The following is a 14,381-nucleotide window of genomic DNA, read 5'->3' on the forward strand; positions in this document are numbered from 1 at the left end:
GTTTTCATGATCACAAATAATTAAAGACAAGAATGATGAAATTTTTAAGAAATGCATTGGTACTGAGTGTTTTCTTTACACTGCTTGCTGGTGTAATTAAAGGTCAGGATGCCGTTAAGATACCTATAAAGGCTGTCGTTCACGATATCAATGGAAATCCGGTAAAAGGGGCATCCATACATATTGAAGGAAGCGAGGTATTCACTATTGCCAACCAGGCAGGTGAGTTCTCCCTGTCAGCAGATGAGAATAGTACCTTTACGGTTAGCGCCAGAGGATATAAAACGTCGTTGGTGATTGCATCAGCCAACTTAAAGCTGATTACGTTAACTAAAGACGACCGGCTTATAAATGTTGGTTTTAAAAACGCAGAAGAAAACAATCTTCCGGCCGGGGTTTCAAGTGTTAACCTCGCACAGCTTTTTGAGAAAAACTTTATTACCTACGGATTAGATGGCCTGGAGGCTTTTGCGCCGGGATTTAATGGCAATAACCTTTGGGGCATGAACACCTCTTTGATATTGGTTGATGGAGTTCCGAGAGATGTAAACAGTGTTACACCCAATGAGATCGAGGACATTACTTTTCTCAAAAGTGCATCGGCCGTTGCATTATATGGCAGTCGTGGGGCAAAAGGAGTAATATTAATCACTACAAAAAGAGGTTTACCAATCAAGCAAAAGATAAACGTCCGTTCCAATATCGGAGTAAATACGCCAAAAAGATATCCGCAGTACCTGGGCTCTTCTGAATACATGACCTTGTATAATGAAGCTTTGGCCAATGATGGTCTGGCAGCAGTGTATACGCCTGACATGATTTATAATCACTCGGGTATTAACCCTTACCGTTATCCAAGTGTTGATTATTACTCATCTGAATACCTTAAGAACAGTTTTGCCCGCTATGATGGTGTGGCCGAAATTTCAGGCGGGAACGAACGTGCCCGTTACTATACGAATATTGGATTTGTATCTACCGGTTCGCTGATTAATTTCGGAGAAGCAAAAGAAAATAATACAACAGAGCGATTTAACATCCGCGGTAATGTTGATATGCAGCTTACTAAAGCCCTAAAAGCGCGGGTAGATGCAAGTGCGGTATTTTCAAGTGGTGGTGGCGTAAATACAAATTACTGGGCCAGTGCCGCAACCCTGCGCCCACATTTGTTTACCCCCTTAATTCCGATAAATTTATTGGAACAGAGCGATGAAGTAAGCAGGGCGATGATCAAAAATGCTAAAATCATTGATGGCCAATATATCCTTGGTGGTACCCAATTGGATCAAACCAACCCCATTGCAGCCATTTATGCAGGTGGCAACAATAAATTTGTGCAACGCCAGTTCCAGTTTACCACTGGTATTGATGCTGATTTGAAAGGGATTTTGAACGGGCTCACTTTCAGCAGCAGCATGGGCGTCGATTATCTGAACAGTTACAACCAGGGGTACCGCAATGGATACGCAACTTACCAACCCAACTGGACAACCTATTCGGGTACTACGCTAATCGGAAGTTTAACCCGTTGGGGAGAGGATACTAAAACCGGCGTTCAGAACATTGCAGATAGTTATTACAGGCAAACCATTTCATTTTCCGGCCAGTTCAACTATAATACTACAATAAGCAATAAACATCATATTTCTGCTTTACTACTTGCCGCAGCATACCGTCAGTCGCAATCTGAAGTTTATCAACCTACCACAAATTCTAATTTAGGATTGCAGTTAAACTATGATTTTAATCGTAAATATTTTGCTGAACTTACCGGTGCTGTGGTGCGCTCGCCAAAAATGCCGCCAGGGAAAAGGGTTGCCCTTTCTCCTGCGGCTTCAATTGGATGGCACCTTAACGAGGAGTCGTTTTTAAAAGGAGTTTCATTTATTAACGACCTGACACTAACAGCATCAGGAGGCATTTTAAATACCGATCTTGATTTTGATGAGTATTTTGCCTACGAAAGCATCTACACAGCTACGGGTGGTAACTGGTATGGCTGGAATGATGGTACCGGTACACAGTCTACTGATTCCCGCCGTGGGTCCAATATGGATTTAACTTTTGCCAAAAGAAAAGAAATCAGTATTGGGCTAAAAGCTGGAATGTTCAACAATCAGTTTAATTTCGGGGCTAATTTTTTCAGAAATAACATTACCGGAATTATCGGCCAGATTAACGTCCTTTATCCGAGTTATTTCACTACCGGATTCCCAAGTTCTTCCTTTGTTCCGTACAGTAATTACAATAGCGACCAGCGTACGGGTGTAGATTTTTATTTAAACTTCAACAAACGTATCGGAGCTGTTGATTGGACCCTGGGCATGTCTGGAACATATTATACAACCAAGGCAACCAAACGTGCTGATTTCTTAACTTATGAAAATAGCTATCAGTACCGGGCAGGTAAACCACTCGATGCCATTTGGGGATTAAAAAGCAATGGTTTTTATATGGATGCAAACGAAGTGGCCGCGGCAGATGGGATTAATGGCCCAAAACCAGCATTTGGCTCGGCCCTGGCGCCAGGAGATATCAAATACATCGATCAGAACGGCGACAAAATCATCGATGATAAGGATCAGGTCTATCTTGGTCGCGGAGGCTGGTTTGGAGCTCCGTTTACCGCAGGATTGAACTTAACAGCTAAATGGAAAAATCTTACCGTATTTGTTTTGGGCACAGGCCGTTTCGGAGCAAGTGCCATGAAAAGTGATAACTATTTCTGGGTAAATGGAAGCGATAAATATTCGGCAGTTGTACGCGACAGGTGGACACCGCAAACCAAAAACACGGCAACCTTTCCGCGACTAACCACCTCAAACGGCGATAATAATTTTAGAGCCTCTGATTTCTGGTTGTACAGTACAGACCGGTTTGATTTATCTAAGGTTCAGATTTCTTATACCATTCCTGATAAATTGTTCAAAAGCAAAGTTCTGAAAGAGCTGGGTTTGTATGTGGCCGGGTTTAATCTTTTAACAATTGCAAAAGAAAAGGAAATACTGGAGATGAATTTAGGAGGGGCCCCGCAAACAAGGTTATATAACCTGGGCGTAAAGGCAATGTTTTAATTCAATATTAGATTAGAAAAGATGAATAGAATATTAATAGGATTTATAGTTGTCGTAGTGATGCTCTGGGGTTGTAAAAAGTTTACAGATCCTGCTCCGCAAAATAATGGAGATTTTGACAACATCTATACAGAACCCGCACTTGCCCATGGGTTATTGCTAAATGGTTATACACGACTTCCGTCAAATGGCTGGTCTTTCAATGATGTGGCTACTGATGATGCCGTAAGTAATGATATCAATAATAATTTCAGGAAAATGGCCACCGGACAATGGTCGGCTGCATTTAATCCTACAGACCAATGGACCAATGCAAGGGCAGGTATTCAGTATATTAACTTATTTTTGGCCGAATCAGACAAGGTACTTTGGGATTCTAAAGACCCGGTGCTGAGCAGAATGTTTAACGACCGGATGAAAGGAGAAGCCTATGCTTTAAGGGCTTACCTTATGTCGTATCTGCTGCAGGCACACGCCGGCAAAGTGGGCGGTACTTTATATGGCTTTCCGTTAGTGCTTCAACCCGAAACACCAGCTTCTGACTTTAACCAGCCACGTGCCACTTTTGATGCCTGCATTAAACAGATTTATGGCGACCTGGATAGGGCAGAACAATTGCTCCCTTTAGATTATGCAGATATCAATAGTACCAGCCAGATTCCGACCAAGTATGCTGGTGTTAATGTAGAAACCTATAACCGGGTTTTCGGTAAGTTTTTCAATCAGCGGATGACAGGCCGCATTTCGAAAGCCATCCGCGCCCGGGTAGCACTAATGGCGGCAAGTCCGGCTTTTGCTGCAGGTAATTCTACCACATGGGCTGATGCTGCCGGTTATGCCGCAGAAGTGCTTAAACTAAACAATTGGCTGGCAAATTTAGATCCTAACGGTGTTACCTGGTACGATAACAGAAGCGAAATTGATGCTTTGGCCTCAGGTGCCAGTCCCAGAGAAATACTTTGGCGCACCAATGTCGGATCCAGCAGTGATTTGGAAGCGGCCAACTATCCACCAACCTTATCTGGTCAGGGACGTGTCAATCCTACCCAAAACCTGGTTAATGCTTTTCCGATGCTGAATGGTTACCCGATAACCAGCACTCCACAGAGCGGATATAATCCGGCTGCTCCATTTACAGGCAGGGATCCGCGTTTGGCAAAATTTATTGTATACAATGGCAATACAATTGGGCCAACTAACAAGGTAATTAACACCACTACAGATTTAGCAAGTAATGACGATGGCTTGAACAGAAAGGAAGTTTCTACCCGGACCGGTTACTACATGAAAAAATTGTTAAGGCAAGATGTTAGCCGCACACCAACTGTAAATAACCAGAAGCACTACAGGCCACATATCCGCTATACAGAAATGTTCCTGATTTATGCGGAGGCGGCAAATGAGGCATGGGGACCTACTGCAAATGGCGGAAATCCTTACTCGGCTTATGATATTATCAAAGCCATTAGGGCCAGGGCCGGCATTGGAACTACCAATGGTGACGCTTACCTCGAATCTGTAAAAGGAGATAAAGATGCCATGCGAACATTGATCAGAAATGAGCGCAGGCTCGAACTGGCTTTTGAAGGATTTCGTTTCTGGGATCTGCGCAGGTGGAATGCTGCTTTAACCGAGCCGGTTAAAGGGCTGAGCATCTCACAGGGTACTTATCAGGAAATCAATGTAGAGGACAGAAACTATCAGGAATATATGAGGTTCGGACCAATTCCTTACAGTGAAATACTCAAATACAATGCTTTGCAACAAAATACAGGATGGTAATATTCATTCACTATAACCGATTAACATCATGAAAAATAAAGTATATATTTTACTGGCGCTCATTTTAGTACTTGGCGCCTGCAAAAACGAAGAATGGGCATTTCCGGATAACGACGTCCAAACCGTTTATTTTGCCTATCAGGGGCCAATCCGGACCCTAACCATGGGCGAAGATATTTTTGATACTTCGCTGGATAACCAGCACAGGCTGCAGATTATGGGCACTGTGGGAGGAGTTTATACCAACAAGGAAGATATTACTATTGGTATCAATGTAGATAACTCTTTAACCCAGGGTTTATCTTATCCATCGCCGTATAGTGGCAGCGTAAAACCTATGCCAGCCAATTATTATACCCTTGCTGCCAATAAGATAGTTATCCCGAAAGGAAGCCTGATTGGTGGAGTGGATGTACAGCTAACCGATGCTTTTTTTGCAGACCCATTGTCTGTAAATACCACCTATGTGATTCCACTGACCATGACCAGCGTTGACCAGAATAAAAAAATCCTGCCCGAGAAAAAATATACCCTGTATGCCGTAAAATATATCAATACCTGGCAGGGTTTCTATCTGCGCAGGGGAAAAGATGTGGTTGTTGGCAAAAATGGGAATACTTCACTCAATCAAAACATAGTTCGCCACATGAAATATGTGGAGAATGATGAAATCAATAAACTAAATACAAGATCATTAACCCAGACCGAATTCCCGGTTACCTTTAAAGTAGCCGGAGGGAACAGCATCACCCGGACTTTACTGTTAACTTTTGACAACAGTGGTAATTGTACAATTTCTGCCGGAGAAGCTGGTTTTACCGCAAGCGGTACCGGGAAATTTATTAAACGGGGTGAGAAAAACAGCTGGGGAAGCCAGGATCGGGATGCCCTTTACCTCAACTATCAGCTGGATCTGAACGATAGGACTATAAATAGCCTGGATACACTGGTTATGCGCGATCGCGGGGTAAAAGCCGAAACCTTTACACCCATCAGGTAATTAAATCTTTAGTCAAATAATGATGAAAATGAAACGATTATACAAAATAGCATTTGGCCTGGCTGGAGTAGTATTGCTTGCATCCTGCCACAAATATGAGTCGCTTGATTTCCAGGTGGCAAAGCCCTCAAGCTTCACTGCCCAAGAGCAGATTGATGCCTACCAACCGCTAAAAACCTATATAGACAGAAGCGCAAATCCTAAATTTAAATTCGGTGCAGGAGCCAGTCTGCAATCTTATCTTTCCAAAGGAGTAGCTTACAGGTTGCTTAACAGTAATTTTGACGAAATTACACTGGGTTACGAAATGAAACATGGCGCTGTTGTACAGGCTGACGGGAGCCTTGCGCTAACTAATGTTAAAAGCCTGTTGGAAACCGCTTCCAAAGCCGGTATTACCGTATTTGGCCATACATTGGCCTGGCACGCCAACCAAAATGCAACTTATTTGAAAGGATTGATCGCCCCGGTAGTTATCCCTTCAAGCGGTGGCCCTACCTGGGATTTGGTAATTGGTGCCGATTTTGAAACAGATAATGCTTCGGTTTATCAATCCAATACCAATGCTGTAGCCTCCTTTACTGCCGTTGGCGAAGGTTTTAATGGTACAGGAAGGGCTTTAAAAATCAGCAATTCTGCTGTAAGGACCAACGATTATGATGCGCAGCTCTTTCTTAAGTTTCCGGCAGTAGCCGTAGGGGAGCGGTACGAGCTGAAAATGAATGTACGTTCTGATGTTGCGGCCTCTTACTCTACACAGGCTCATGTTACCCCTGGCGCGTACAAATTTTATGATTTTTTTGGCACAATTTCTTCCACACCTACGTGGACAACCTATACCAAAGAAATTACGGTTACTGCCGATATGGCAACCAGCGGGGCACTTGCCTTTAATCTTGGAAAAACAGCTACGAATTTTTATTTCGATAATATTACGCTGAAAAAATACAATGCGCTTGGTGGAAGTACAATTGTAGAAAAAACTGCCGAGCAGAAAAAAACGATTTTAACCGCGGCATTAGATACCTGGATTAAAGGTATCGTTACCGCTTCAAAAGATTACGTTAAGGCCTGGGATGTGGTTAACGAGCCCATGGATGATGCAAAACCCGCAGAACTAAAAACTGCCGCAGGCCGTACATCAATTGCAGCCGATGAGTTTTTCTGGCAAGACTACCTCGGGAAAGATTATGCCTTACAGGCATTTCAGTTGGCCAGGCAGTATGGCAATCCAGGCGATATTCATTTTATTAACGATTACAACCTGGAATCTAACATCGATAAGTGCAAAGGATTAATCGATTACGTAAAATACCTGGAAGGAAAAGGGGCAAAAATAGATGGTATAGGTACCCAGATGCACATGATAGCAACTTCTGATAAGGCAAAGATTGAAGAAATGTTCAAATTGCTGGCTGCAACCGGTAAACTGATTAAAATATCAGAATTGGATATGGGTTTTGCCGGAAATGTAAAAACTGCACAGGCAACAGCCGAGCAGTATGCCGCCCAATCAGAGATGTACAAATTTGTAATCAAGAAATATTTTGAGCTCATTCCAGCTGCCCAACGATATGGAATTACAATCTGGGCTCCTCAGGATAGTCCGGCCGGTTCAAGCTGGCGAGCAGGAGAACCTATCGGTTTATGGACAGAAGGGTTTGTGAGAAAACCAGCCTATGTTGGGGTAGCTGAAGGCTTAAAGAATAAATAATAAAGTGTAAAATTTAAGGAGTAAGGTTTTCCCTTGCACACGATCAACAGAATGTAGCACTTTAAAGCCAGGAGCAACCGTTTAGCGTTGTTCCTGGCTTTTTTATTGGACGTTACCGATTAACCTGGGTAGGAGCTATTTACAATTTCTACCTTGCGGATACAGCTTTTTGGGCAAGGGTTGGGAAAATCAAAAAAACAGTTGTAGAATAGTACACTTTGGCGCTGCAAAATGCATAGTGTTCTTGACTACAATTGAAAACAGCTGCAAATGTAAAAAACTACTAGTCCAGCGGTAAAAAGCGCAAAAGTTAATGTTGCGATTAAATTAATGGTTTTTCCTGACCACCTTTTGCTATCCGAAATAAAAGTTAATATCGTTATGCAATCGATTGTTTTTTTCAGTATAAAGTGCTATATTCGGTTAAGAATTACTTAGGCTAAATTCTGCCTTAACAACTTCTTTAGTAATAACCAAATATTAAAACTTAAATGATGTCTTTCTACAAGAAAACTGGCATACCCATATCTTTCGGAGATGGCTCACGATCATATTTTTCAAATTTTAGAAACAGAATTTTAAAATCCTGTGCCCTGCTTTTTACCATTTTGTTTATTCATGAAAGAGGAAGCGCTGAAGTAAAACTCCCCCAGCTTATTGGGAACCGGATGGTGCTGCAAAGAAATATTAATTTGAAGATTTGGGGTTGGGCCAACCCAAATGAAAAAGTTAAACTTTCTTTTAACAACCGCCATTTTGAAACAATTACCGGTAGCAATGGAAAATGGTTAATAAGGCTCCCCAAAATGAAAGCCGGTGGCCCTTACACCATGACTATTGCCGGACAGAATCTGATTACATTGACTGATGTTTTGGTTGGCGATGTATATTTCTGCGCAGGTCAATCGAACATGGTGTTAGCCATGGAAAGGCTGAAAGAAAATTATCCGGACGAAGTTGAGCATGATAATTTTCCACAAATCAGGAACTTCTTTGTGCCAACAAAAGCAGATGTAACTAAAGAAGCTCTTGATCTGCCAAAAGGAGAGTGGAAGCCTGCCATGGGTAAAGGATTGCTTGAATTTGGCGGGGTTACTTATTTCTTTGCAAAAAAACTCTATCAAAAATACAAAGTCCCGATTGGGATTATCAATTCCAGTGTAGGTGGAACGCCAATAGAGGCCTGGATGAGTAAGGATGCTTTTAAGGATTTTCCTGCAATTGAAGCGCAGATCAAAAATTTTCGGGATACCACTTACCAGAACAACCAGAAATTATCCGGACAGCCTAAACCGGTTAAAGCCCTGCCGTTTTCTGATGTGCCAAAAACATGGCATAAATTCTGGATGCCAGGTTACTGGGCAGATCAGGGCGCCAGAAACCTGAATGGTATCCTGTACTTCAGAAAAGAAATTAATATCCCGGCAGAGTTGGCGGGCAAGCCTGCAAAACTTTTTTTGGGACGTATAATCGATGCCGATTCCACGTTCGTAAATGGGGTCTTTGTAGGAAATATTACTTACCAGTATCCTCCACGGAGGTATACTGTGCCTGCAAACCTGCTAAAACCCGGAAAAAATACCATTTTGGTGAAACTTACCAGTACAAATGGTAAAGGTGGTTTTGTACCTGATAAAAATTATTCGCTACAGGCCGGGGGGCAAATAATCGATTTAAGGGGCGAATGGTATTACCAGGTGCAGGAAGTATTTCCTAAACCAAGCTATTCTCAGCCAGCACAGCAGATTACCCAGCCAATTGTTGCACAAAATTCTCCCACCGGACTTTATAATACAATGGTGGCACCTGCACTCGATTATGGCATACGTGGCTTTTTATGGTACCAGGGCGAAGCAAATTCTGGTAAGCCAAAGGAATACGCTAAATTGCTACCTGCCCTGATTAAGGATTGGAGAAATAAATGGGGATTGGGCAACCTTCCTTTTTTATTCGCTCAGTTACCCAATTATATGGAGGTAGATTATCTACCTGTAGAGAGCGACTGGGCACAACTTCGGCAGAGCCAGCTCCAAACGTTAAAAACAGAGAATACCGGGATGTCTGTTGGGCTGGGCGCCGGCGAATGGAATGATATTCATCCCTTAAATAAAAAACAGATTGGCGAGCGTTTGGCTTTATGGGCCGAAAAACTGGTTTATGGCGAAGATAATATCACTTACTCCGGGCCAGTTTACCGGTCGGCAACGGTTCAGGGTAACCGCGTGATTTTAGATTTTGATTATGTTGGCCGGGGGTTGGTGGCGCAGGGAGAAACTGAACTTTATCATTTTGCCATAGCGGGTGCGGATAAAAAATACGTTTGGGCCAAAGCTAAAATAGAAGGGAATACGGTTATTGTCTGGAACGATGGCATTTCCAGCCCTGTATCGGTTCGATACGCCTGGGCCGACAACCCCGAGAGTGCAAATTTGTATAACAAAGACGGACTACCGGCCTCTCCCTTTGAGGCTGAAATAAAATAGACTGAAACAGGGCCATTTACTATATTTAGCAAACAAACAAATTTAAAACAAAGGTATCCCAGCGCAGTACCTGCGTAGCCTGAAACATTACAATCACAACCGGATGCGCTAATGTATTTTATGATGTTAAAACGAGGATCAAGTATAAATAGAGTAGCAGTGTTGCTTACAGCGATATGGTTATTCACCTGCACCAACATAGCTGCCCAGAATAAACCCAACTTTATTACCCTTAATACCAAAAATGGCCTTTCTTCCAATACAGTGAATACGATCCTGCAGGATCATAACGGGCTGGTATGGTTTGGTACTAATGATGGACTGAATAAATTTGACGGCACCAATTTTACAGTATATACCAGTAAAAGCGGCGACAGTACAAGCATTCCTTCTAACAACATCTCTGCACTTTTGGAAGATCGCAGCGGGAGACTTTGGATTGGCACAAATGGAGGAGGACTGGCTTTTTATGATGCTAAACACAATACATTTAAATCGTTTGTTGGCGAAGGTATTCCGAACCGTAACCTTCCTTTTAATGTATTAACCCTTTACGAAGATAAAAGCGGGAATATTTGGGTAGGTACATTTGGCGGATACCGGGTTATCAATACCAAAACTTTTAAGGTAAGGAACGTAGGCATCAATCAATTAATGGGTAACGGTTCCAGCGTGCTTTCTTTTCTTCAGGGGAGCGGCAATAAATTGTATATCGGTACCAATATGGGACTGTTGGCACTTAACCTGACCAATGGTGCTACCGAAAAGTTTACCCATAACCCGGCAGATAAGTCAAGTGTCAGCAATAATTTCATTAAAACTATAGTGCAGGACGAAAAGGGACGTATATTTTTTGGAACCTATAATGGACTTAACATGTTGCTGCCTGATGGCAAGCATTTCAAATCGTTTTTACAACCGAATGACAGGTTGTTTTCTGACGATATCATTTATTCGGCCAGGTTACAAAAAGGAGGTAAGTTGTGGTTGGGTACTGAAGATGGCGTGTCTATTTTTGATACCAATACCGAGCTTTTTTCAACCATTCGCCCGAATAGGCGTGAATCATTTGGCCTCAGCCATAAGTCGGTAAGAAGTATTTGCATGGCCAACAATGGCATTATATGGCTGGGGACTTACCAGGGCGGGGTTAATAAGTTCGATCCGAATTTAGCTTTGTTTAATCTTAAAAGAAGCAGCCCGTTTGATCCAAAAGGACTTTCATCGCCCATTGTTACCTCTTTTGCAGAACTCTCAAAAAGGAAAATCTTTGTGGGTACAGATGGGGGGGGCCTGCATCTTTTCGATCGTGAAAACGGAATATTCGAACAAATCGATCTCAAAAGTAAAATTGATTTTTCCCGGAATCCGTTAGCCATACTAGCACTGACGCTTGATTCCCACGGTACACTTTGGGTGGGCACTTATCAACATGGTTTGTTTGCCTATAATCCGGTAACCAAAACTTACAAGCAATTTCTGGCTGGCCCTATGGCTACAGATCTTAGCCAAAACGAAATCTTTGCCATCAAAGAAGATAGCAGAGGGTTGATATGGATTGGTACAAACGGAACCGGTGTTGATGTTTTTGACTATAAAACCAATTCGTTTACCCGGTATGGCACCTATTCCCTGGCACCTATGATGCTTCCCAGCAATGGTTTCATACGTGCTATCGTAGAAGATCCCGATGGAAATATGTGGCTCGCATCCAGCGGAACAGGGATCGCGGTATTCCAACGCGATAATGGAAAATTTATCACCTACCGGAAAGCAAATAGTGGTCTTTCCAATGATGTGGTATTGAGCTTGTTATGTGATAGTAAAGGAAATATATGGGCTGGGACTGATGGCGCCGGACTTGATTTTTTTGACCCTCGTACGGGAAAATTCACCAATTTTAACGAAACAAACGGCCTGTCAAATGCCATTGTTTATAAAATACTGGAAGGCAGAGACGGGCTGATCTGGTTCAGCACCGATAACGGCATCAGTTGCCTTAATCCGGAAACGAAAAAGATAAAAAACTTTGGGCGCCCCAATGGGATGCAGGATAGTCCATTTATACTGGGGTCGGGTATCGGTACTTCCGGAGGTGAGCTTTATTTTGGCGGGCAAGATGGTTTCAACTATTTTAATCCGCTTGAATTGCCTTCCAATAATGTGGTTCCAAATGTGCTGCTTACCGAACTAAAGGTAGCAAACACCGTTGTAATACCTGGCGAAAAATCGCCTATTAAAGAGCAGATTAGCTTTGCCAAAGAAATTAAACTGAGCTACGGGCAAAATTTCTCCATTAGTTATGTAGCGCTGAATTACACTGCACCGCAACAAAACCACTATTCTTACCGTCTGGTTGGTTTAGACCGGGATTGGAATGAAGTTGGGAAAGAGAAGACAGCATATTACACAAATTTAGACCCCGGAGATTACATTTTTCAGGTAAGGGCAAGCAATAACGATGGCGTTTGGAGTAATAAAATTACCTCTATTGCTATTCATATAAAACCACCTCTTTGGAGAACCACTTACGCTTATATTTTTTATGTGGTGCTGGCCGGTTCAATCTTATTTGCCATCAGGCGAAGGGGAATTCAGCGTATTAAAAAGCAACTTGCCCTGGAGCAGGCGCAAATTAATGCAGAAGAAAAAGTGTTGCAACAGAGAAGGGATGCCGAACGGGCCCATGCACTGGATATACAAAAGATTAAGTTCCTTACCAATTTAAGCCATGAGTTTAGAACACCGATTTCGTTGATTCTGGCACCAGTTGATAAGCTACTGGCAGTTAAACAGGAACCTGCAGTGGCCGGACAGGTAAAAATGATCAGAAGAAATGCCAGAAGGCTGTTAAATCTGGTCAATCAACTGCTCGATTTTAGGAAAATGGAAGAACAGGAACTGAAGTTAAACCTGAAAGAGGCTGATATTGTTGGTTTTATCAGCGAAGCTGCCGAAGCATTTCAGGATCTTTCAGAACGCAAGAAAATCTCACTTCAGATTAACAGCGACATTAAAAAACTGAAAACGCCCTTCGATCAGGATAAAATGGAAAGGATTATTTTCAATTTGCTTTCCAATGCATTTAAATTTACAAAAGAAGGTGGGGAAGTATGCCTGAACATGTACCTCGGAGCTGCTGCTGATCAGGTTAAGCCTGTGTTTTTTATCGAAGTTTCAGATACCGGGATAGGTATAGCCGATCACAATAAAGATAAAGTGTTCAACCGCTTTTTTATGGACAACAATGTGAGTGCTATCTTAAATCAAGGCAGTGGCATCGGGCTGTCTATTGTTAAAGAGTTTGTAGAACTGCATGGTGGGCAAATTAGCGTAGAAAGTGAAGTCGGAAAAGGAACTGTATTTTTGGTTTCGTTACCGGTTGAGATAGCAGATGATGTTGAAATTGATGGTGAGGCTTACAGTTTGATTGACGAACAAACTGATGAATCTGCTGCCGAAACTTCACCTGCCGACCTTAAGATGGCCACCATTCTTTTGGTTGAAGATAATGAGGAGTTCAGGTTTTACCTGAAAGATAGTTTACAACCGTTTTACCAGATTATAGAAGCGGCAGATGGTAAAGAAGGATGGCAAAAAACGCTTTCGGCACATCCTCAGCTGGTGGTTACAGATATCAGCATGCCAGAAATGAACGGCATTGAGTTAAGCCAGAAAATTAAGGCCGATAAAAGAACAAGTCATATCCCGGTTATTCTTTTGACTGCCATTAGCGGGGAAGATGACCAGATTAAAGGCCTGAAATCGGGCGCTAACGATTACCTGACCAAACCTTTTAATTTTGGTATTCTGCATGCCAAAATTGAGAATTTATTACTGTTTAACCGCTCCGTTAAAAATGCCTATTCTAAACAGGTGAAGGTGCAGGCCAAAGAAATCGAAATCGAATCGAGCGAGGTTAAGCTGTTGAATAAAATTGTACAATATATTGATGAAAAGCTGAACAATCCGGAGCTTTCAGTTGAAGAGCTGAGCAGGCATGTTGGCATGAGCCGGGGCTCCCTCTATCATAAACTGCTTGAAATTACCGGCTTAACGCCTATAGAGTACATTAGGTCTGTAAAACTGGAAAGGGCAGTAGAGTTACTCGAAAAAAGCGATTATAACGTAGCCCAGATTGCTTATATGACCGGTTTTGGTACGCCAAGCTATTTTTCGAAGCTTTTTAAGGCCCAGTTTAATATGCTGCCGTCTGAATATATCCACTTAAAACGAAAAGATAAACGCGAGATTTTAAAAGTTACCTGATTATTTTCTCTCCTTAAACTGATTGTATTTTTGAGTGGCGGGGCATAATCAGTTCAGGT

At 42.4% G+C, this 14,381-nt stretch carries 6 protein-coding genes; all 6 read left to right on the forward strand.

Annotation, left to right across the window (positions count from 1 at the left end):
* Positions 1–32: 32 nt before the first annotated feature.
* The 6 genes from ACFSR6_RS01660 to ACFSR6_RS01685 all read left to right on the forward strand — a co-directional run bounded on the left by ACFSR6_RS01660 (position 33) and on the right by ACFSR6_RS01685 (position 14,322).
* Positions 33–3,074 carry a SusC/RagA family TonB-linked outer membrane protein gene (locus ACFSR6_RS01660; protein WP_379074072.1) on the forward strand — a complete coding sequence of 1,014 codons (3,042 nt, stop codon included), beginning with the start codon at positions 33–35 and terminating at the stop codon, positions 3,072–3,074.
* A gap of 21 nt (positions 3,075–3,095) precedes the next feature.
* Positions 3,096–4,856, forward strand: coding sequence for a RagB/SusD family nutrient uptake outer membrane protein (locus tag ACFSR6_RS01665; protein WP_379074074.1), 1,761 nt, complete (start codon positions 3,096–3,098; stop codon positions 4,854–4,856).
* Between the two features lie 28 nt (positions 4,857–4,884).
* On the forward strand, positions 4,885–5,856 hold the full coding sequence (locus tag ACFSR6_RS01670) for a DUF5627 domain-containing protein (RefSeq protein ID WP_379074075.1): 972 nt from the start codon (positions 4,885–4,887) through the stop codon (positions 5,854–5,856).
* 28 nt (positions 5,857–5,884) lie between these two features.
* Positions 5,885–7,570, forward strand: coding sequence for an endo-1,4-beta-xylanase (locus tag ACFSR6_RS01675; RefSeq protein ID WP_379074077.1), 1,686 nt, complete (start codon positions 5,885–5,887; stop codon positions 7,568–7,570).
* 491 nt (positions 7,571–8,061) lie between these two features.
* Positions 8,062–10,053 carry a sialate O-acetylesterase gene (locus ACFSR6_RS01680; RefSeq protein ID WP_379074079.1) on the forward strand — a complete coding sequence of 664 codons (1,992 nt, stop codon included), beginning with the start codon at positions 8,062–8,064 and terminating at the stop codon, positions 10,051–10,053.
* Positions 10,054–10,173: 120 nt separating this feature from the next.
* Positions 10,174–14,322 carry a hybrid sensor histidine kinase/response regulator transcription factor gene (locus tag ACFSR6_RS01685; RefSeq protein WP_379074081.1) on the forward strand — a complete coding sequence of 1,383 codons (4,149 nt, stop codon included), beginning with the start codon at positions 10,174–10,176 and terminating at the stop codon, positions 14,320–14,322.
* The last annotated feature ends 59 nt before the right edge of the window (positions 14,323–14,381 follow it).

Origin of the sequence: Pedobacter vanadiisoli (assembly GCF_042684385.1) — a bacterium.
Taxonomy (GTDB): Bacteria; Bacteroidota; Bacteroidia; order Sphingobacteriales; family Sphingobacteriaceae; genus Pedobacter; species Pedobacter vanadiisoli.

Excerpts from the sequence above, each read along its gene's own strand:
- ACFSR6_RS01660 (WP_379074072.1), top strand. The coding sequence starts at position 33 with ATGATGAAATTTTTAAGAAATGCATTGGTACTGAGTGTTTTCTTTACA.
- ACFSR6_RS01665 (WP_379074074.1), top strand. The coding sequence starts at position 3,096 with ATGAATAGAATATTAATAGGATTTATAGTTGTCGTAGTGATGCTCTGG.
- ACFSR6_RS01670 (WP_379074075.1), top strand. The coding sequence starts at position 4,885 with ATGAAAAATAAAGTATATATTTTACTGGCGCTCATTTTAGTACTTGGC.
- ACFSR6_RS01675 (WP_379074077.1), top strand. The coding sequence starts at position 5,885 with ATGAAACGATTATACAAAATAGCATTTGGCCTGGCTGGAGTAGTATTG.
- ACFSR6_RS01680 (WP_379074079.1), top strand. The coding sequence starts at position 8,062 with ATGATGTCTTTCTACAAGAAAACTGGCATACCCATATCTTTCGGAGAT.
- ACFSR6_RS01685 (WP_379074081.1), top strand. The coding sequence starts at position 10,174 with ATGATGTTAAAACGAGGATCAAGTATAAATAGAGTAGCAGTGTTGCTT.